This window comes from Stutzerimonas stutzeri (assembly GCF_013522825.1).
Classification (GTDB): domain Bacteria; phylum Pseudomonadota; class Gammaproteobacteria; order Pseudomonadales; family Pseudomonadaceae; genus Stutzerimonas; species Stutzerimonas stutzeri_AK.
In genome coordinates this window covers 1-19,020 of sequence record NZ_JAAMQZ010000058.1, presented here as the reverse complement: position 1 = coordinate 19,020, position 19,020 = coordinate 1, and the positions used below count along the sequence as shown (strand labels likewise).

Genomic DNA, 19,020 nt, shown 5'->3' with positions numbered 1-19,020 from the left:
GGGGGCAGTGCGCCCCATACGCGGGAATTGAATAAAAAACGATCAATTTTTAGCGGTGGAAGGCAGGTTGTTGATACACCGAGGCTTCACCGGCCACGCCTGCCGGCCTCATGAGAAATCCGGGCTAACCGCTGATACTCGGTTATATCAGGCGCTTGAGCCATTCTTGCAGCGGCAGCATTCTGCTCGTTCTGAGTCAGAGCTTCTTAGCCGAATGGGGGCACATATTGCCAGCGGTCTGGGCAGTGGCGGGGTAAGCATTGAGCTCGTTGCCAGTGGCATGAATATGGGTGTACGTACCTTGCAGCGCCGACTCTCCGAGCAGGGGCTGGACTTTACCCAAGTCGTTGAAGATGTGCGTCGCTCTTTGGCCGAAGAGTACATAGCGAGATCTGATTACAGTTTCACCAATATCGCCTTGTTGCTCGGGTATTCAGAGGCCAGTTCTTTTAGTCGTGCTTTTCGCCGGTGGAATCAACTCACTCCTCTGGAGTATCGCCGTCGTGCCCGCTCTTGATTGCCTGTCGTGGCCACCATGTTTAGTGGGGGCATGATGCGACAAGTGCATTTTCTCAATCATTGATGATTTGATTTTCTAAAATTCTTCTAGGGGGGGGTTAAAAGTAACCTGCTTCCTTGGTCTGATGTTTCGTGCCTAGGCGTTGAATTCCCTTATTGGCTTATTGATCGAGTTCTTGCCTGCGGCTCTTTTAATTCGTCAGCACAGGACTATTGATCCTGGTTTGGGTTGTGTCAGTTGGCGTCAGTTGTCAAGGATGTGTCACGAGCAGGCAAGCGCTGGTCTTTATTTCTTTATATTGTTGTTGTCAGTGGGTTGCCTGATTGATCGCTTAGCCTGTCCTTAGCTGCCTCCGGCGTGGTTGGGGTGCTTGCTTGATGGTGGCCTTGTTTTCACCCTTATGGGTTGTGGTCAAGCAGGTGGCATTTACTGTGTACGGCCTGTTGTTTATTTCGAGGCTTGCGTAAATGCTGACAGGCAAGCGCGACAAGACTATCGGGTGAAAACTAAATATATTCGGTGAAGAACTCCGCCGTAGCTTGCCCTGAAGTTATTACCTGCCTGGCTTGTCGGAGGCGTGTAAAAGCGGACCTGTCGCTCACCCAGTTACTCCAATAATCGATTGCCCTACTTACTTCGTAAGCGTGGAGACCCCATGAGCAACCAACATCACGATATATTGATCATCGGTGCGGGCCTGTCGGGCATAGGTACGGCGTGCCATTTCACCAAGGAGTTTCCGGAGAAATCCCTGGCAATCTTGGAGCGCCGTGAGCGCATTGGTGGCACATGGGATCTCTTCCGCTATCCGGGTATTCGCTCGGATTCGGACATGCTCAGCTTTAGCTACAAGTTTCGACCGTGGAGCAAGCGCAAGGTATTGGCCGATGGTCCTGAAATCCGTCAATACATCGAAGACACCGCGACGGAATATGGCATTACCAAAAAGATCCAGTATGGGATCAAAATCATCAGTGCAGACTGGTCCAGCCAGCAGCGGCTGTGGAACCTGACAGCCCTGCACGAGTCGAGCGGTGAAATCCGGCACTACAGCTGCAAGTTCCTCGTGTGCTGTACCGGTTACTACAATCACGACGATGGCTTCCTTCCCAAGTTCCCCGGTGAAGAGAACTTCAAAGGTACTCGGGTGCATCCGCAGCACTGGCCTGACGACTTGGACTACCGGGGCAAGCACGTGGTGGTGATCGGCAGTGGTGCAACGGCGGCCACCCTGATCCCGGCCATGGCAGGCCGGGTTGGACATATCACCATGCTGCAGCGCTCTCCGTCGTATATCTATTCACTGCCATCGGACGACAAGCTGACTGCCGCATTGTCATGCATCATGCCGGCAAGCTGGGCGAGGCGTCTCGGTCGTACGCGCAATATCTTGCTTTACCGGGGCGTCTATCTGGCGTGCCGACGCTGGCCGAAGCTGATGCGCGCGTTTTTGCTCTCCCATGTCCGCAAGAATGTCGGCCCGGATGTTGACATGCGCCATTTCACTCCCAAGTACATGCCTTGGGACGAGCGACTCTGCGCTGTACCCAATGGCGATCTGTTCAAGACGGTGCGCAGTGGCAAGGCCTCGGTTGAAACCGACCACATCGAGCGCTTTACCGAGAACGGCATTTTGCTGAAGTCCGGCAAGGAACTGCAGGCCGACATCATCATTGCGGCGACCGGCCTCAAGCTGCAGATGCTGGGCGGCATGTCCATGTCCATCGATGGCAAGGCCTGTCCGGTCGGCGAACGGATGACCTACAAAGGCGTGCTGCTAGAGAACGTGCCCAACTTCGCCTGGATCATCGGTTACACCAATATCTCCTGGACGCTGAAGTCCACCATTGCTGCCGAGTATCTGTGCCGCCTGCTCAAACATATGGAGACGTACAACCTTGAAGTCGTGACGCCATTCGACAATGAAGATAACGCCACCAATCAAGGCATCCTGGGCTTGAGCTCCGGATATATCCAACGTGACCAGCACTTGCTGCCGCGCCAGGGCAAGGCCTACCCCTGGAAAGTGCTTCACCATTACGGGCGCGACAAGAAGATACTCCTGCGCCACCCCGTCGAAGACAGCCGTCTGGAGTTTCTTTCCACCAGGCGAGACGCATACAACGCGCAAGTTTCGCGAGTCGCCGGTTAGAAAACCGGCGATTGCCGCCAGGCCATTAACTGCCAGCCCGAAACGGGGCACGCCTGGTCAATCAGTACCCAAGAAAATAAAAAAGCGAGAACACTATGCACGGTCAAATGATGACGCTGCCGCTGATCGTCTCTTCCTTGCTGGAACATGCCGAGCGCTATCATGGCGATACCGAGATCGTTTCCCGCACGGACGAAGGTACCCTGCACCGCTACACCTATGCCGACGCGCACCTGCGTGCGAAGAAAGCCGCGAATGCCCTGACCAAGCTCGGTATTCAACCCGGTGATCGAATTGGCACCTTGGCGTGGAATGGTTATCGCCATTTCGAGCTGTACTACGCGATCTCCGGTATGGGGGCCATTACCCATACCATCAATCCCCGTCTTTTTCCTGAGCAGATCGGCTGGATAGTGAACGACGCCGAGGACTGCATCGTCTGCTTCGACCTGAGCTTCGCCGCGCTGGTCGAGTCCATCGCGGCGCACTGCCCGAACGTCAAGCACTGGGTCGCCCTTAGCGAGCGGGCGCTGATGCCGACCCTGAATATCCCCAACTTGCTGTGCTACGAGGAGTTGCTGGCCGAAGAGTGCGCGGATTTCGCCTGGCCACAGCTCGATGAGCGCTCGGCGGCAGCCCTGTGCTACACCTCGGGAACCACGGGCAACCCCAAGGGTGTGCTCTACTCGCACCGTTCGACCCTGTTGCACGCCATCTCCAGTGCGCTGCCGGACGCACTGGCTCTCTCCAGCCGCGACGTGATCGCCCCCGTGGTACCCATGTTTCACGTCAACGCCTGGGGCCTTCCATACTCGGCGCCCCTGGCCGGCGCCAAACTGGTGTTTCCCGGGGCCGCCCTGGACGGCGAGAGCGTCTTCGAACTGTTCGAGAGCGAGGGCGTCACCTGCTCCGCCGGCGTTCCCACCGTGTGGCTCAGCCTGCTGCAGCACATGCAGCAAAAGGGCAGGGCACTGTCGAGTGTCAAGCGCATGGTCGTCGGTGGCGCGGCTTGCCCGCCGGCCCTGATGAAGAGCTTCGAGAACGAGTTCGGCATCAAGATTCAGCACGCCTGGGGCATGACGGAAATGTCGCCGATCGGCACGATCAATGCCCCCAAGGCCTCGCAGCTCAAGCTGGACGAGCAGCAGCGCTTTGCCATCGAGGTCAAGCAGGGCCGGCCTCCCTTCGGCATTGACCTGAAGATAGTCGACGAGGAGGGCAATGCCTTGCCGCGCGACGGCAAGACCTCGGGTGCGCTGATGGTGCGTGGCCATTGGGTTCTTGACCAGTACTTCCGCAACAGCGACAGCCCGCTGTTGGACGGTTGGTTCCCGACAGGCGACGTGGCCACCCTGGACCGCGACGGCTTCATGCAGATCACCGACCGTGCCAAGGACGTAATCAAGTCCGGTGGCGAGTGGATCAGCTCCATCGAGTTGGAAAACATCGCCATGGGCCATCCGGCTGTCTCCGAGGCTGCGGCTGTGGGCATCGCCCATCCGAAATGGGATGAGCGGCCTTTGCTGGTGGTTGTGAGAAAGGCGGGGCAGGGCGTGAGCCGCGAAGAGATCCTGGCCCAGTATCAGGGCAAGGTCGCCAAGTTCTGCATTCCTGATGACGTGGTGTTCGTCGAGGAAATTCCCCATACCGCTACCGGCAAGATCAGCAAGCTGCAGTTGCGTGAGCAACTGCGCGAGTACCGCTGGCCCAGCGCCGACCGCGCAAGCGCCTGAGGTGACCCATGAGCAAACGCCAGTACGCGAACACCTTCACTCAGGTTATCCATCCCGGTCAGGGGCGCTGGAAGAGCGAGGCGCTCAATCTGCTGCTGCGTCTCACGGTCAAGTCCAGGCTTGGCTTGCACATCGACATTCCCAAGCTGCGTAAACAATTCAGCCAGCTCAATCGCCAGGCTTCCCCCTCGCTCCTGGCCAGCGTGCAACGACAGAGCGTCGACTGCGATGGTGTGGCCGCCCAGTGGCTGTCGCCTGTAGGCCATCGGCCGGAGCGGGTGCTGCTATATATCCACGGCGGCGCATTCGTGGCCTATACCCCCGATGTGTATGCCGCCATGGTGGCGTCCTGGTGCCAGAACCTGAAAACCCGCGCGCTGCTGGTGGACTACAGCCTGGCCCCGGAACATCCATACCCCACTGCGCTGGAGGAATGCCTGGCTGCCTATCGCTGGCTGCTGGGCCAAGGGTTCGAGGCCAGGGACATCGTCATCGCCGGTGACTCCGCTGGCGGCAATCTGGTCCTGGCCACGCTGCAACGCCTCAAGGCCGACCAGCAGCCGTTGCCGAGCTGTGCGGTGCTGCTTTCCCCCTTTCTGGACCTCACCCTAAGCGGCGAAAGTGCACGCAGCAACGCTCCTCACGACCCGATCTTCACGCTGCCCTTCGCCGTCGGCGTGCGGGATTTCTACGCGCCCCCCGAGATCTACTCGCACGCCTCGGTATCGCCACTGCTCGGCGATTTCGCGGGCCTGCCGCCCTTATTGTTCCAGGTGGGCAGCACGGAAATGCTGCTGGACGACTCGGTGCGCGCCGCGGCCAGGGCTGATGCCGCCGGCGTGCCGGTGCAGCTGGAGATATGGCAGCGCATGGCGCATGTGTTCCAGCTGATTCCGGCACTGCCGCAGACCCGGGAAGCGGAGCAGCGTATCCGCGCCTTCATCCATCGATACACGGATTGGGGTGGCTAGTACGCCGCAAGTCCTGCCCCGACACCTACCCTGACCGCTCACTTCCAGCCTCCTATTCGAGAGCCGCAAAAATGGAATTCGACTACATCATCGTCGGTGCCGGCTCTGCCGGTTGCGTTCTGGCGAACCGCCTGAGTGCCGATCCGAGTACCCGCGTGTGCCTGCTGGAAGCCGGCCCGGAAGACACATCGCCGCTTATCCACACGCCGCTTGGCGTGGCCGCCATCGTGCCGACCCGCCACGTCAACTGGGCTTTCCATACCGTGCCACAGCCGGGGTTGAGCGGGCGCCTCGGCTATCAGCCCCGCGGCAAGGTGCTCGGTGGCAGCAGCTCGATCAACGGCATGATCTATATCCGTGGCCACCAGAGCGACTTCGATGATTGGCAGGCACTGGGCAACGACGGCTGGTCCTTCGCCGATGTGCTGCCCCATTTCCGCAAGAGCGAGCGGTACCACAAAGGCAGCAACGAATATCACGGTGGCGATGGCGAGCTGCGCGTCAACCCTGCCCATCGCCACAGCGTTACCGAGGCCTTTGTCGAAGCGGCGATGCAGGCGGGTCACCGCTATAACTCAGACTTCAACGGCGCCCAGCAGGAGGGCATCGGCTATTACGATGTCACCATCCATGACGGTCGTCGTTGGAGCACGGCCACGGCCTTCCTCAAGCCGGTGCGAGAGCGCAGCAACCTCACCGTGCTGACCGGCGCCCACGCCGAGCGCGTGCTGCTCGACGGCAAGCAGGCCGTTGGCGTGCAGGTCCTAGTCAAAGGCGAGCGCCAGCAGTTGAAAGCCCGCAAGGAAGTCCTGCTGGCCGCTGGGGCCTTCGGCAGCCCGCACCTGCTGATGCTGTCCGGCATAGGTCCGGAAGCCGAACTGAAACCCCAGGGTATCGCCGTTCGGCACGAGCTGCCGGGTGTCGGCCAGAACCTGCAGGATCACCCGGATGCGGTGCTCTGCTACAAGAGCCGCGACACGTCCCTGCTCGGCATATCGCTCGGCGGCAGCCTGAAGATGAGTAAGGCCCTGGTCGATTACCTGCGCCACCGGCGCGGCCCACTGGGTAGCAACTGCGCCGAGTCCGGCGGTTTCCTCAAGACCGACGTGAGCCTGGCGCGCCCGGATATCCAGCTGCACGCGGTGATCGGCACGGTAGACGACCATAACCGCAAACTGCACTGGGGTCATGGCTTCAGCTGCCATGTGTGCGTGCTGAGGCCGAAAAGCATTGGCAGTGTCGGCCTGTCCTCCGCCAACCCAAGTACGGCGCCGCGTATTGACCCAAACTTTCTCGGTTACGACGACGATGTACAGACCCTGCTCAAGGGCTATCGCATGACCCGCGAGATCATCGGCCAGGCGCCGATGGCGCGCTTCGGTCTGCGCGACCTCTACAGCAAGGACCTGCACAGCGACGAGCAATTGATCGACCTGTTGCGCCAGCGCACCGATTCCATCTACCACCCAGTCGGCACCTGCAAGATGGGCCAGGATGAGATGGCCGTAGTCGACAGCCAGTTGCGCGTCCATGGAGTCGAAGGGCTGCGCGTGATCGATGCGTCGATCATGCCGACCCTGGTCGGCGGCAATACCAACGCCGCCTCCATCATGATTGCTGAGCGCGGCGCCGAGTGGGTCGCCATGGCGAGTGAACAGCAGCACGGACGTGACCCTGGCGTGGCCGCCATGCGCCTGCACGAGTACCAAGTCAGCGCGGGCCAGCCCGTCTAGGCAAGGACTTCCGACGGCCTGCATTGAACCGGCTAAGTGCTGGTGACAATGGTGGCTGCGTCACGCAGCGCAAGGCTGAGCGATGCAGCCACTCATGCCCACTCTGCATCAAAAAAAGACGCCCCGAAGGGCGCCACAAGGAGCAGAGATGGCAGTCAGCGCAGCAGCAGCCGCAGCAGCCCCTGGGTCAGCCGGCCATAGGGCGGCTTGAGCAGGAAGCTGCCGTTGAAGCGCGCCTGGTAGAAGACCGGCCGCATCTTGCTGAAGGTCTGGAAGCCTTCTTCCGCGTGATAGTGACCCAGCCCGGAATTGCCGACCCCGCCGAATGGTAGGTTCTCCTGCAGCACATGCAGCATCACGCTGTTGACCGAGACGCCACCGGAAAGCGTCTGGCGCAGCACTTGCTGGACTCGCCCCGGTTCCTCGTCGAACAGGTACAGCGCCAGGGGCCGTTCATGGGCGTTGATGTAGTCCACGGCCTCTTCCAGTTGCTGGTAGATGAGCACCGGCAATAAGGGGCCGAAGATCTCCTCCTGCATGATCTGCATGTCGTCGCGCACGTTGAACAGCAGATGCGGTGCCAGCTTGCCGGCCCGGCGGGCCTCCTCGGCATCGGCCAACGCCACTACCAAGGCGCCCTTGTCGCGGGCGTCGGCCAGCAGGGCCTCGACCCGTGCCAACTGGCGGGCGTTGATCATGCAGCTGTAGTCCGGGTTGGCCCCCAGCGGCTGCGGGTAGTTGCGGGCTACGGCAGCCATGGCGTGTTCGATGAATTCGGTTTCGCTGCCTGCGGGCAGGAACAGGTAGTCGGGCGCCACGCAGGTCTGCCCGGAGTTCAGGCACTTGCCCCAGAGGATCGTCTCGGCGGCTCGCTGCAGGGAATAGCCCGGCGCCACCAGGGTCGGCGACTTGCCGCCCAGCTCCAGGGTCACCGGCGTCAGGTTCTCGCTGCAATTGCGCATGATCTGCCGGCCGATCGCCGGCGAGCCGGTGAAGATCAGGTGATCGAAAGGCAGGCGTGAGAACTGGTCATTGATCCCAGGCCCGGGCTGGATCACCGCTACCAGGTCTTGGTTGAAACGCTGGCCAAGCAGGCGCGCCAGCAACTCCCCATAGTGGCTGGAGTCGCTGGCGATCTTGATCATGGCACGGTTGCCGGCGGCCAGGGCGCCGCACAGCGGCCCCAGCGTCAGGTAAAGCGGATAGTTCCAGGGCGCAGCAATACCAATCACTCCGAGCGGCTGTGCGAGCAGCGCCGCGCGCCCGGGCTGGAACCAGATCCCGACGCCACGCTGTTGTGGCTTCATCCAGCGCCTCAGGTACTTGAGCGCGTGATTGATTTCGCTGACCAGGCCAAAGATGTCCAACAGCTTGCTCTCGTGCACGGAACGGTGGCCGAAATCGGCCGATATGGCGGCGGCAATCCCATCGGCGTTATCCAGTACCAGCGCCTTGAGAGCCAATAGGTTGGCGCGGCGCACCTGATAGGACGGATAGCGTTCAGCTGCGAAGGCCGCGCGCTGCCTGGCGAAGAGCTGGCGCATCTGTTCGACGGCCGGCCCGACTTGCTCGATCGACATGGGGAGAAACTCCGAGGATTGCGAGAGTGACAGCCAGGCTCCAGGGGGCGGAGCCTGGCAGGTGAGTCAGCGAGGTTCGTATCAGGGCAGGGCGAAAAGCACCTTCACCTTGTCGTCGATGACGCCCTTGTCGACATAGCCGATGGCATTCACCTCGCTGCCCACTATCGCCACCACCGAGGCGTCATCGGCGGCGCTTTGCAGCGGTTGGCCCTTGCCGGTGAATATCAGTCCGGACCAATACGACTTGAGCTGCGTTTCGTTCTTGTTGGTGACTACGCTGTAGAACTTCTCCTTGGTCGGGTTCCAGCCTTTCTGGTCGATGCCCTTGAGGCTGTTGTTCTTGCCCAGGAAGATGTTCGACACCTCGGCCTGGCTGGGCGCGGCGCTGGCTTCGGCGTTGACGATCACCACAACCTCTGCTTGGGTGAGGGTGGCTGCCGTCGCCAGGACGGCGGCGATGATTGCGCTGATGAGTGGGTTCATCTGTTCACTCCTTAGAACACGAAGTCGACGCCGACGCTGACGATGTCGCCGTCGTAGTTGCGTGAGGGCACGCCAGCCGCACCGTTGCTGGCCGCGAAGACTGCGTGGTCGAAGGTTTCCTGGGCGCTTTCCACAAAGGTGCCGCGATAGCCGTTGCCGCGGGTGTCGACCCGCTTGTATTCGCCCTTGAGGACGACGGTCGGCGCCAGGTTGTAGTTCGCACCATAGGTCCAAGAGCTCTGGCGGCCGTTGTCTTCGTCGAGCTGGGCGTAGGTGAGGTGCACCAGCAGATCGCCGAAGCGCCGGCCGGCCATGAGGTAGAAGGCATCGATGTTGCCTTGCTGGTCGCCTTCGGTGTTATTGCGGGTCCACTCATTGGACGACAGCCAGGTACCGTCGTCGTACTGGTAGCCGATGGAGGTGAAGCGGCCCTTGGGTCGGTCCAGGCTCAGGAAGTCGATGTTCGCGGGTACACCGCCGGGTGCAATGACCGACGCGCTCAGGTCGGTATCGATATCCGCTTCGGCGTAGCCCAGGCGCAGGGTGCCGAAGTCGTTGGTTGCCAGGCTGACGTTGGCGGCGAAGATCTTCTTGTAGTCGATGTCGTGCAGTTCATCCATGGCGAACAGGTTGCGCTTGAGCGCCTGGCCACCCGCCAATTGGAAAGCTAAAGAGCCGATGTCGACAGGCAGGCTGTAGAGAATGTCGCCGCCTTCGTAGTTGCTCAACTGGACCTGGCTGTAGACCTCATCCGGTAGGCGCAGCCAGGGCTGGGCGAAGCCGACATCGAGGGTTTCCGAGTACATGTAGATCGGTGTGCGCAGGCGGCCGGCACGTAAGGTCAGGCCATCGGCTGCGGCCCAGGAGAGGTAGGACCATTCCAGGTTGCCCTTCCAGCTGTCCTGCTCCGGCTTGAGGGTGGCCTGCACTGTCAGGCCCAGCCTGTCGGTGAGCCCGTACTGGATCTGGCCGCCCAGCTTGGACAACTGGTCGCCGCGCCAGCTATCGGTGGTTTGGCCGTTGATGCCGAAGCTGCGTCCGTCATCCTCGCCACCCAGGTGGGTGATGCCGGCGGTGCCGAAGCCGTTGAATCGATATTCGCCTTGTTCCAGGGCCATGGCCGGAATACTCGCGAGAAGACTGGCGAGACCGAGTGCTCTGATGCTTTGCATGCGTCTACTGCTCTTGTGGTTGGGAAGGGTCAGATGCGGAACTGGGCGGTGGCGCTGCGCAGCTGGTCCCCGGTGCTGACCAGCTGTTCGCCGAGGCGCGCGGTGGCGTCGGCGCCTTGCGTCGTGGCCTGGGTGTCCTGCTGCAGCATCTCGGTGTCCTGCTGGATCGAACGGGAAAGGCCGATCTGCTCCTGGGTGAAAAGGGCGATCCCGGCGTTCAATTCATCGATCTGGCGCACGGCCCGGGCGATCGCCTCGAGGGTCTGGGTGGCCTGCTCGGAGCGTTCGATGCTGGCCCTGGCCTTGGCGCCATTCAGGGTCATGGCGTGCAACACGTCGTTGGCGCTGCTTTGCAGGCGCTGGATGATGCTCTGGATCTCCGCGGTGGAGGCGGCGGTCTTCTGCGCCAGGTTGCGCACTTCGTCGGCCACCACGGCGAAGCCGCGACCCTGCTCGCCGGCCCGCGCGGCTTCGATGGCGGCGTTGAGGGCGAGCAGGTTGGTCTGTTCGGCGATGCTGCGGATGACCGTCAGCACGGAACCGACTTGCTGGGTCTCTTCCTCCAGCTGTTGCATGGCCTGCACCGAGCTGAGCACGCTACTGCCCAGGTCGTCGATGCCGGAGGACAGGCTGTCGATGTTCTGCCGCGCCTCGTCGGCTTGGCGGGTGGCGGCGCTGGCCTCTTCCGAAGCCTGGCGCGAGCGTTGCGCCACTTCTTGGATGCTGCTGCTCATGGTGTCGATGTCGCGGCTGATCGATTCCGTACGCTCCTGCTGGGAGTGCGCGCTCTGTTCCGCGCCCCGGGTCAAACGATGCAGGTCGCGGGACATCTGCTCGAGGGGGCCGGCCGTTGAGATGACCTGGCGGATGGTGCCCTGCAGCCTGTCGAGCAGGCCGTTGAACAGGCCGATCATCTCGCCGATCTCGTCTTCGGACTGGACATTGACATGACGAGTCAGGTCGCCTTCGCCGCTGGCAATAGCCCTGAGCGAGGTGATAACGCCCCGGATGTTGTTCATGACCTGGCGGATCACCAGCACCGAACCGAGGCTGACCACCAACAGCAGGATGCCGCTGAGCAGATAGCCGGCTTGGGTGGTGGTGGCGTTGTCGCTCCTGACCTGCATCAGGCTGCTCTGGAAGTCGGCGTAGGCATGGCTGCGCAAACGCTCGCCGGCATCGCGTGCTTGCTGGAGGTCACTGGCCATGCGATCGAGACTCGGCCGCAGATCCTCGAAGGCGGCGCCCTCGAGCAGTTGCTCCGAGGAGGCGAAGGCATTGTCGGCGTAGCGCCGGATGGCCGCCGACCAAGCCTGCAGCTCCTGCGCCCTGTCGCTTCGCACGTCCGTCAGCGACTCCAGATCACTCAGGCTGGCGCTAACGCCAGCCAGGACCTTGCGTGCCTCCTCCAGGGTCTCCCGCTCGCCGGCAGCGACTGCGCTGTTGAACAGGCCGGGAATGCGCGAGAACTGGAAGATCGCCTTGTCAGCGGTTTCCAGCGTCGGGTAGCTCTGCTGCTCGAGGATCACCAAGCGAGTGTCGTTGCCCTCCAGCTGCAGCGCCGTGTAAGCCACGAACAGCACCAGGCCAATCAGTGCCACTGCAGGGGGCAGGGATAGTTTCAGGGTCAGCGATAGGGCTTTGAACATGGATTCAGTTCCTCTTGATGGAACGAACGCTCGGGTGGTGCAGGGGCCGGCGATGTCCAGACCATGCACCTGAGTGCTCAGAGGCTGCCCACCAGGTGGCCACCATCGACGGCCAGCACGGCGCCGGACATGTAGGCTCCGGCGTCGCTGGCCAGCAGCAGGAAGGGTCCGTCCAGTTCCTCGAGCCGGCCCAGGCGGCGCATGGGCACGGCGCCGCGGATATAGTCCCGGCCCTGGTCGCTGTTGAAGTAGGTGTCGTTCATCTCTGTCTTGAAGTAGCCCGGTGCGATGGCATTGACGCGGATGTGATAGCGCGCCAGCTCCAGTGCCAGCGATTTGGTCAACTGCACCACGCCGGCCTTGGCTGCGCAGTAGTGGCTGTAGCCGGTACCGACGCGTAGGCCGAGGATCGAGGCGATATTGACGATGCTGCCGCCACGTCTGGTCTTGGCCAAGCGCTGGGCAGCCACCTGAGCGATGCGCCAGACACCGTCGAGGTTGGTCGAGAGCATGGTGCGCCAGTCCTCCTCGCTGATCTCCAGCGGGCGTTGGCCGCTACCGATGCCGGCGTTGTTGAGCACCACGTCAATCACGCCGAAATGCGCCTCGGCAGCATCAAAGGCTGCCTCGACGCTGGCCCTGTCGGTGACGTCGAGAGCCACGGCGAACGCTTGGCCCCCCTCCCAGGCGATGTCCTTGGCGACTTGCTCGAGCCGCTCGACGCGGCGGGCGGCGAGTACCACTCTTGCGCCGGCGAGGCCTGCCACGCGGGCCAGGTGTGCGCCGATGCCACTGGAGGCACCGGTGACCAGCACGGTGCGGCCGGCCAGGGAGAACTGTTCAGCGAATTCGGCTTTCATCAGAACACCTCGAACAGGCCGGCAGCGCCCATGCCGCCGCCGACGCACATGGTCACCACGACGAACTTCACGCCACGGCGCTTACCTTCCAGCAGGGCGTGGCCGACCATGCGCGCGCCACTCATGCCGTAGGGGTGGCCGATGGCGATGGCGCCGCCGTTTACGTTGTAGCGGTCGTTGTCGATGCCCAGCTTGTCGCGGCAGTAGATGGCCTGGCAGGCGAAGGCTTCGTTGAGTTCCCACAGGCCGATGTCGTCGATCTTCAGGCCGTGCTGCTTGAGCAGTTTGGGCACCGCGAGCACCGGGCCGATGCCCATTTCTTCCGGGGCCAGGCCGGCGACGGCGATGCCGCGATAGGCGCCCAGCGGTTCCAGATTACGTTGTTCGGCCAGGCGGCCGTCCATCAGCACGCAGGCGCTGGCGCCGTCGGACAGCTGGCTGGCGTTGCCGGCGGTGATGCAGCCGTCTTCGACGACCGGCTTGAGCCGGGTCAGGTCGTCGAGCACGGTCTGCGCCCGGTTGCCTTCGTCGAGACGCAGGGTGACCTCCTCGAAGCTGACCGCGCCGCTGGCCTTGTCGACCACCTGCTTGGTGGCGGTGACCGGGACGATCTCGCCGTCGAACAGGCCAGCGGCCTGGGCCGCCGCCGTGCGCTGCTGGGATTGCAGTGAGTAGGCGTCCTGGGCTTCGCGACTGATGCCGTAGCGCTGGGCCACCAGCTCGGCCGTGTGCAGCATGGGCATATAGGCATGCTCGGCGTGGCGCATCACCAACTCGTCGCGCTCGGCGAACGACCATTCCATATGGCGGTTTTGCACCAGGCTGATCTGCTCCTGGCCGGCGCCGATGGTGACCTGCATGCCGTCAACCAGGATCTGCTTGGCGGCGGTGGCGATGGCCATAAGGCCTGAGGCGCACTGGCGGTCGAGGGTCTGGCCGCTGACCGACAGCGGCAGGCCGGAGGCCAGCGCGGCCATGCGGCCGAGGTTCCAGCCGGCGGTGCCGCCGGGCATCGCAGTACCCATGACCAGGTCTTCGATCTCGGCGGCCTCGACGCCGGCGCGCTCGACCGCCGCACGGATCGCGAAGCTGGCCATGCTCGGCGACTTGAGGTTGTTGAAGGCGCCGCGGAACGCCTTGCCGATCGGCGTACGGGCGGTGGATAGGATGACGGCTTCTTTCATGATGCGGGTGTCCTGTATGGATGGGCCCGTTGCCCGGGCCCGGAAGGCTTAGATTTTCTCGATGCGGGTGTGGCCGGCGGCCACCAGGCGCTCCAGCAGCGCCGCAGGCTTGAACCACATCTCGCCGTATTCGCCGAGCGCGCGGCGATAGTGCTGGATACCGGCGAGCACCTTGTCCAGGCCGAGCTGTTCTGCGTAGTGCAGGGGGCCGCCGAGGTGGGCGGGAAAGCCATATCCGTTGATCCATACCAGGTCGATATCACTGGCGCGCAGGGCGATGCCTTCGTCGAGTAGCTGGATGCCCTCGTTGATCAGCATGAACAGGCAGCGGTCGTGGATTTCCTGATCGTCGATGCGGCGGCGCGGGATGTGCAGCTCGCCGGCCAGGCGTTCGGCCAGCGCGACCACCTCGTAGTCGTCCTGGCGATTGCGCCCCTCGTAGAGGTAGAAGCCGCGCCCGGTCTTCTGGCCGTGCCGGCCGAGGGCATAGAGTTCGTCGCCGAGGCGGCAGTAGCTGTCGTCATGGGCGAAGGCGGCGCGGTTGGAGTTGCGCACCAGGAAGTTCACGTCGATGCCGGCCAGGTCCAGCATGCTGAACACGCCCATGTTCAGGTCGATACCGGTGAGCACTGCGTCCACCTGGGCGGGGGTGGCGCCCTCCAGCACCATGCGATGGGCCTCACGCGAGTAGGGCTCGAGCATGCGGTTGCCGATGAAGCCGAAGCACACGCCGGAGATCACCGGCAGCTTGCCGATGTGCTTGGCGATCTTCATGGTGGTGGCCAGCACGTCCGCCGCGGTGGCCTGGCCGCGCACTACTTCGAGCAGACGCATGACGTTGGCCGGGCTGAAGAAGTGCAGGCCGATCACGTCGTGCGGGCGGGAGGTGGTCGCGGCAATCACGTCGACGTCCAGCGACGAGGTGTTGCTGGCCAGGATCGCCCCCGGCTTGCACACCCGATCGAGCTCGCGGAACACCTGCTGCTTGATTTCCAGCTTCTCGAACACCGCCTCGATCACCAGGTCGGCGTCGGCCAGGTCGGCATAGTCGAGAGTGCCATACAACAGCTCCATGCGCTGCTCCAGTTGGCCACTGGTCAGCTTGCCGCGCTTGACGCTGATCTCGTAGTTCTTGCGGATATTCGCCAGGCCGCGGTCCAACGCCTCGCCCTTGAGCTCCAGCAAGGCCACCGGAATACCTGCATTGACGAAGTTCATGGCGATGCCGCCGCCCATGGTGCCGGCACCGATCACCGCTACTTTTTCGATGTTGCGCAGCGCGATGTCCTTGCCGATGCCGGGAATCCGCCCGGACTCGCGTTCGGCGAAGAACACATGGCGCAACGCGGCCGACTGCATGGAGGCCTCGGCCTCCGTGAACAGCTCGTGCTCACGGGCCAGGCCTTCGTTCAGCGGCAGGCTGCAGGCGGCTTCCACCGCGGCGAGTACCAGGCGCGGCGCCAGGCGGCTCTTCCAGCGCGGCTGGTTGGCGGCGCGGAAGTTGGCGAAGAAGTCGGCGGCAACGCTCTCGCCCGGGTTGACGAAGCGAGCGCTGCGCTGGGCCGGAGCCTGCTGCGCGAGCAACTCACGGGCGAAGGTGCGGGCTTCGTCTAGCAGGCTTTCGCTGCTTACGCTTAGGCGATCGAGCAGACCCAGTTCGACGGCGCGGCCCGCATCGATGGGCTGGCCGGAAATCATCATATCCAGCGCTGGCTCGACGCCGATCAGGCGCGGCAGGCGCTGGGTGCCGCCCAATGTCATCAACTTTGGAAGTTATCCATAAATATCATATAATTAGCGCTCAAATCAGTGCATGGGAGAAGCCCTTTTGACTACCTATACCGCATCGCTTGACACCGCCAGCCAAGCCCTGGTTTGAAAATTGTACAAAAAGTAACCAGTCCGCTCGATTGTCCCGCCTTCATCGCCGCCCACCGCCAGAATCCTCAAGACTTTACCCGCCGACGCCAGCTCACCTTCAAGAACCTCGTCCTGTTCCTGCTCAATCAGCCGCGCACGGCCCTGCAAACCGAACTCGATCAGTTCTATCGCGTACTCAATCAGGCGTCGACTGAGACGCAAATGGTCACTGCGCAGGCCTTCTGCAAAGCGCGCAAAAAGCTCAACCCCGAGGTATTTGAAAGTCTCAATCGCCTCCTGCAGCAACAAATTGACTGCTTCGGGCTGCGCCAGAAGTGGCGTGGGCTGAGGGTGCTCGCGGTGGATGGCTCGACCGTGCATTTACCCCTGGAGTCGACCATGGCGACCTTCTTTGGCAGTCACTCTGGCTTTCCCATGGCTCGCTTGTCCACACTCTACGAAGTCGCTGACGGTCAAACCCTGCATAGCCTGATCGTGCCCCTGACCGTCGGCGAGCGCGACTGTGCCCATCTGCACCTTGAGCACCTGCCGGCTGACAGCCTGACGCTGTTTGACCGTGGTTACCCTGGGCACTGGTTATTCGCGCTGTTCGAGCAGCACCGGCGACATTTCCTGATGCGCCTGCCCTGTGGCTATAACGCCCAGGTCAAAGCGTTTCTACACTCTGGCCAAGTTGAAGACACACAGCTTTTCGTGGCCAACCATCCTGAAGCACGTCTGTTCTGCTCCGAGGCTGGCGTTGATCCTGCCAACCAGATCGAGCTGAGACTGATCCGGGTCGAGTTGGCCAACGGCGAAAGCGAGGTATTGCTGACCTCGTTGCTGGATCGAGAAGCCTTTCCCGCTGAGGTGTTTGCCGAGCTTTACCACCGCCGCTGGGGCATCGAAACCGACTTCCGTCGCCTCAAACAAACCCTGACGCTGGACAACTTCAGCGGCCGCAGCGTGACCGCTGTAAAGCAGGACTTTCATGCCGCTCAACTGTTGAAGAACCTGGCGCTGTTGATGCAGCACCTGCTACAGCCAGTCATCGAACAGCGCCACAAAGGCCGCAAGCTGCGATGGAAAGTCAACTTCACCCAAGGCGTGTCACGGCTCAAAAATACCCTGGTCGAGCTGCTGGTGCGGCACTGTGCTCAGGGGCTGAGCAATGTGCTGGCCTTGATGGCTAAAAGCCTCAGTGCCGTACGCTCAGGCCGTAGCTTTGCGCGCCAACGCAAACGCGCAGCCAGCCGAGGTTGTGAGGGCTACAAACCGACGCGCTGAAGAAACACCACCGCCCAACCTCCGTGCAAAAAAAGCTGGCCACAAGCGGTCGGCATAGGCTCGTCCGGAGAACGAGAAATCTCGCCTAGACAGCTGGAACAGACGATGATCACATCACCGCCAGCCCAGTTAGACCGCCTGATTGAGCGGCAGAGGCCTGGTCATCGCCCGACGGCCATGGCGGCTGGCTGCTTCGGGGGGCTTGCCTTGGGCAGGGCTGCAGCTTAGGTTGATGACATTGGGAAACGGATACCTCCACTCGGCTTCTGCCAATTGAGCTCATTGCATGCGCTATCAATGATAACCGAGGGCAATTTGACAATGAATTTCTCGCACTCCTCCGAATAAGTCAGCTCCGCGCGGTCATCCGGGTTGATCACCAATAGTTCGCCTGGCGCAAAATAGTGCTCCAAGCCATTGCCACGCCAAAGGCAATGACCCTTGAGCAATAGCTGCAGGTGGGGGCGCCTCAGAAAAGGGATTTTAAAGTACGCTAAGCATGGGCGGGGCTGACAGCACGCGTCTGTCAGATGAACTTATGATGCCAGCACTTTGTAGACCGTCGAGCGACCAATCTTCAGTCGTTTGGCAATTTCCATCGCACTGATACCCTGACCGTGGAGCGTGAATACCTCGGCTTTGTCCACCGTAGGTTTGCGGCCAAACTTCACGCCCTTGGCCTTTGCTTCCAAACGACCTTCGTTGGTCCGTTCCAGTATCCGCAGGCGTTCGGCCTGAGCCACGGCTGACAGGATGGTCACCACCATTTTGCCCATGGTTCCCTCTGTGCTGATGCCGTCATCCAAAAATCGGATGGCCACGCCCATGTCGTCGAACTCCTTAATGAGCTGGATCATGTCCGCGGTATCGCGACCGAGCCGGTCGAGTTTTTTTACCAGGACCACATCACCTTCTTCGACCTTGAGCCGGAGCATCCTTAGGCCTTCGCGGTTCACGTGACTGCCAGATACCTTGTCGGTAAAAATTCGGGTTGCTCTGACGTTTTCAGCCTTGAGCGCCTTTATCTGTACATCAAGGGACTGTTGACTGGTGGAGACGCGGGCATAACCAAAAAGTCGCATGGCAAAATGTCTCATAAGTCGATTTTTAGATCTTCCGTCTATGAAGTAGCGATAAACGAATTAATAGACGTCTTGGGAGGATCACTTTACCGTGTCCACAAACTTATGAGAAAGGAGACTGTATGCGGGGTTATGCCGAGATAAGGCAAAAATTAGGACATTCGTTCTGCAAGATATTGAACTAAAAGGAAATTTATTGAGTTCTTGATTGCTGGTCATCCCCCGCCTGACTAGCCGTCTATGCTGATGTTTTGCCTTACTTGGGGGATGAACTCAATGGCTTCGGTGGAAAGGACAGCCTACCCGCTCTTGCCCAGTCAGTTGCCAGCTAAGGAGCTGCATCGATGCTATTCCCTGTCTGATTCAGAGATCGAATGGGTCAATAACACCGCTAAGAGTCCAGCGCTATCGATTGGGCTGGCAATCCAACTAAAGGTGTTTCAGCAGCTACACTATTTTGTTCCGTTCGAGGAGCTTCCTCAGGAGCTCATCAGTCATGTCCGACAATGCCTTCGCTACGGCGCACGAATAGCTCCGCGCTACAGCAACCCCCGCACCCTTTACCGACACCAAGCGGCGGTTCGGCAGTACCTGCAGGTTACACCCTTCTATAGCAGCGACGGGCTAGGGTCTGTTGCCGTTTCGTGCTAACCAATTGATATATATGAGCAAACTCGTATCTTTGAAGCTCTGACCCAACATCGATACGAGTTTGCAATGCCCCGATTACTGCTCAGTGATGAGCATTGGT

13 protein-coding genes and 3 pseudogenes are annotated in these 19,020 nt (G+C 61.4%); 7 read left to right on the top strand and 9 right to left on the bottom strand.

Annotation, left to right across the window (positions count from 1 at the left end; translation table 11 throughout):
* Positions 1 to 166: 166 nt before the first annotated feature.
* From G7020_RS22615 to G7020_RS22595, 5 genes and pseudogenes are all read left to right on the top strand, one after another.
* Positions 167 to 517, top strand: a complete 351-nt coding sequence (locus tag G7020_RS22615; protein ID WP_258189457.1) for a helix-turn-helix transcriptional regulator — start codon at positions 167 to 169, stop codon at positions 515 to 517.
* A gap of 658 nt (positions 518 to 1,175) precedes the next feature.
* The gene (locus G7020_RS22610) at positions 1,176 to 2,672 is read left to right on the top strand and encodes a flavin-containing monooxygenase (RefSeq protein ID WP_181087119.1); all 1,497 of its coding nucleotides are present in this window, start codon (positions 1,176 to 1,178) and stop codon (positions 2,670 to 2,672) included.
* A gap of 95 nt (positions 2,673 to 2,767) precedes the next feature.
* The gene (locus G7020_RS22605) at positions 2,768 to 4,405 is read left to right on the top strand and encodes a 3-(methylthio)propionyl-CoA ligase (protein WP_181087118.1); all 1,638 of its coding nucleotides are present in this window, start codon (positions 2,768 to 2,770) and stop codon (positions 4,403 to 4,405) included.
* A gap of 8 nt (positions 4,406 to 4,413) precedes the next feature.
* The gene (locus G7020_RS22600) at positions 4,414 to 5,376 is read left to right on the top strand and encodes an alpha/beta hydrolase (RefSeq protein WP_181087117.1); all 963 of its coding nucleotides are present in this window, start codon (positions 4,414 to 4,416) and stop codon (positions 5,374 to 5,376) included.
* A 71-nt stretch (positions 5,377 to 5,447) separates the two neighbouring features.
* A pseudogene (locus G7020_RS22595) lies at positions 5,448 to 7,025 on the top strand (GMC family oxidoreductase); the annotation flags it as partial.
* 239 nt (positions 7,026 to 7,264) lie between these two features.
* Here G7020_RS22595 and G7020_RS22590 read toward each other — a convergent pair.
* From G7020_RS22590 to G7020_RS22560, 7 genes are all read right to left on the bottom strand, one after another.
* The gene (locus G7020_RS22590) at positions 7,265 to 8,689 is read right to left on the bottom strand and encodes a coniferyl aldehyde dehydrogenase (protein ID WP_181087115.1); all 1,425 of its coding nucleotides are present in this window, start codon (positions 8,687 to 8,689) and stop codon (positions 7,265 to 7,267) included.
* An 81-nt stretch (positions 8,690 to 8,770) separates the two neighbouring features.
* Positions 8,771 to 9,175, bottom strand: coding sequence for a phosphate ABC transporter substrate-binding protein (locus tag G7020_RS22585; RefSeq protein WP_181087114.1), 405 nt, complete (start codon positions 9,173 to 9,175; stop codon positions 8,771 to 8,773).
* Between the two features lie 11 nt (positions 9,176 to 9,186).
* Positions 9,187 to 10,347 (bottom strand): porin, encoded by a 1,161-nt coding sequence (locus G7020_RS22580; protein WP_181087113.1) that lies wholly within the window; start codon positions 10,345 to 10,347, stop codon positions 9,187 to 9,189.
* A 29-nt stretch (positions 10,348 to 10,376) separates the two neighbouring features.
* On the bottom strand, positions 10,377 to 11,996 hold the full coding sequence (locus tag G7020_RS22575; RefSeq protein ID WP_181087112.1) for a methyl-accepting chemotaxis protein: 1,620 nt from the start codon (positions 11,994 to 11,996) through the stop codon (positions 10,377 to 10,379).
* 77 nt (positions 11,997 to 12,073) lie between these two features.
* Complete coding sequence (locus G7020_RS22570; RefSeq protein ID WP_181087111.1) at positions 12,074 to 12,856, bottom strand: SDR family NAD(P)-dependent oxidoreductase; 783 nt, start codon at positions 12,854 to 12,856, stop codon at positions 12,074 to 12,076.
* On the bottom strand, positions 12,856 to 14,040 hold the full coding sequence (locus G7020_RS22565) for an acetyl-CoA C-acyltransferase (protein ID WP_181087110.1): 1,185 nt from the start codon (positions 14,038 to 14,040) through the stop codon (positions 12,856 to 12,858). The genes G7020_RS22570 and G7020_RS22565 overlap by 1 nt, the downstream gene beginning before the upstream one ends.
* Before the next feature lie 48 nt (positions 14,041 to 14,088).
* Complete coding sequence (locus G7020_RS22560) at positions 14,089 to 15,801, bottom strand: 3-hydroxyacyl-CoA dehydrogenase NAD-binding domain-containing protein (RefSeq protein WP_258189458.1); 1,713 nt, start codon at positions 15,799 to 15,801, stop codon at positions 14,089 to 14,091.
* Between the two features lie 114 nt (positions 15,802 to 15,915).
* Here G7020_RS22560 and G7020_RS22555 point away from each other — a divergent pair, with 114 nt between their 5' ends.
* Positions 15,916 to 17,187 (top strand): IS4-like element ISPa1635 family transposase, encoded by a 1,272-nt coding sequence (locus G7020_RS22555; protein WP_143038274.1) that lies wholly within the window; start codon positions 15,916 to 15,918, stop codon positions 17,185 to 17,187.
* Positions 17,188 to 17,429: 242 nt separating this feature from the next.
* Here the strand turns inward: G7020_RS22555 and G7020_RS22550 are convergent.
* Together G7020_RS22550 and G7020_RS22545 are read right to left on the bottom strand one after the other, a co-directional pair.
* Positions 17,430 to 17,648: pseudogene (locus tag G7020_RS22550) on the bottom strand (AraC family ligand binding domain-containing protein); the annotation flags it as partial.
* 75 nt (positions 17,649 to 17,723) lie between these two features.
* Positions 17,724 to 18,269, bottom strand: a complete 546-nt coding sequence (locus G7020_RS22545; RefSeq protein ID WP_004574810.1) for a recombinase family protein — start codon at positions 18,267 to 18,269, stop codon at positions 17,724 to 17,726.
* Between the two features lie 276 nt (positions 18,270 to 18,545).
* Between G7020_RS22545 and G7020_RS22540 the strand changes: the two are divergent.
* Positions 18,546 to 18,908: pseudogene (locus G7020_RS22540) on the top strand (DUF4158 domain-containing protein); the annotation flags it as partial.
* Between the last annotated feature and the right edge of the window lie 112 nt (positions 18,909 to 19,020).